Raw genomic sequence first — 1,406 nt, 5'->3', positions numbered from 1 at the left:
ATTCAGCCGGACAACCTTGCACAGCCTAACCGCGTCGCGGCCGTTCCCTTCGGTCACTTAAGGCAGTGAAGGTTCGTGAATACAAGAACGTTAGACGCAATGCTAAGATATTAAGGGAACGAGTAGAGACAAGAGAGAGCTTGCGGAAAGTTCCCATCCGGGAACGACATTGACAACGCGAGCCAGAGCATAGCGGAAAGTTCCCATCCGGGAACGACATTAATAATGCGAGCCAGTGCATAGTGGAAAGTTCCCATCCGGGAACGACATTGACAAAGCGAGCCAGAGCATAGCGGAAAGTTCCCATCCGGGAACGACATTGACAATGCGAGCCAGTGCCAGTGGAAAGTTCCCATTCGGGAACGATATTGGAAAAAGTGCATTATAGACATTTGGAAGTTAATCGAAGAGGGCACAGCGTCTAACACCGTATTCACGCTGCGTCGCTATCGCTCCTTGGTCCGGCCGAAGCAGGAAGAAGTGGATTCGATTGGAGTATTTCAGTAGCAGGGAAGCCAATTCAGCCGGACAACCCTGCACTGCCTAACCGCGTCGCGGCCACTCCCTACGGTCGTTTAAGGCAGTGAAGGTTCGTGAATACAAAAACGTTAGATGACATACCGGCAAGACCAATAATTTATATGGAAGCTGATGTTAATTCTCATCGTGCTTTGGTGTATAATGAAAAGAAAGAAGTGCTGGAGGTGTTTCTCATTAGTATTGAAGAAAAACTTATTCAAGACTTTCTTACATTACCAGATGATAAGAAACTGGAAGTAATCGATTTTGTTGATTTTCTAAAGAGCCGAAACAACAAACAATTAGAATTGATGATGGACGACATTATAAGTGAGAATGCTGAAGCTCTCAAGGAATTAGCTAAATGAAGAACATTAGTTTGGAACAGCTAATTCAATTTCACAGTAAAATTGTAAAAGCATCAGGTGGATTAAATGGCATAAGAGATATTGGAATGCTTGAAAGTGCTTTAAGAAAAGCAGACTCAACTTTCGATGGAAAAGATCTATATGAAGGTGCTATTAAGAAAATTACTGTAATTGCGTATGCTTTGATAAAAAACCATGGTTTTGTAGACGGGAATAAACGAATAGGAGTAGCAATGATGTTGCTCTTATTGCGATTAAACCAAATAACTGTTAGATACAATCAAGAAGAACTTGTAGAATTAGGATTGCGAACTGCTGAAGGCAAATTTAATGAAGAACACATCGAACAATGGATAAGAGAACATCAAGTATAGTCAATTCTTGGTGTTTTTTTATTATTGCGCGCCTAGCCAAGCTAGGCACAACTAGCCGGTGAAAGTCCGGTCGAGGTAAGAGCCAAGTCGCCTCGTAGCTGACAGGCAACTGGTGGAGAGATCCTAAGGTTGAAGCCCTGTGACA

General features: G+C 43.0%; 2 protein-coding genes. Both read left to right on the top strand.

Going from position 1 to position 1,406, the window contains the following annotated elements; all coding sequences use genetic code 11:
* The first annotated feature begins 593 nt into the window (after positions 1 to 593).
* Complete coding sequence (locus HFP08_RS28750; RefSeq protein ID WP_168124071.1) at positions 594 to 887, top strand: hypothetical protein; 294 nt, start codon at positions 594 to 596, stop codon at positions 885 to 887.
* Complete coding sequence (locus HFP08_RS28745; RefSeq protein ID WP_168124072.1) at positions 884 to 1,261, top strand: type II toxin-antitoxin system death-on-curing family toxin; 378 nt, start codon at positions 884 to 886, stop codon at positions 1,259 to 1,261. Before HFP08_RS28750 ends, HFP08_RS28745 begins: the two co-directional genes overlap by 4 nt.
* Positions 1,262 to 1,406: the final 145 nt, after the last annotated feature.

Origin of the sequence: Paenibacillus sp. HB172176 (assembly GCF_011947265.1) — a bacterium.
In the GTDB taxonomy this organism is placed as follows: Bacteria; Bacillota; Bacilli; order Paenibacillales; family Paenibacillaceae; genus Pristimantibacillus.
The sequence above is the reverse complement of the archived record's forward strand: the minus strand, read 5'-3'. Positions and strand labels throughout refer to the sequence as shown.

Bases quoted from the DNA above. Each gene is read 5' to 3' on its own strand.
- HFP08_RS28745 (WP_168124072.1), top strand. From the start codon at position 884: ATGAAGAACATTAGTTTGGAACAGCTAATTCAATTTCACAGTAAAATT.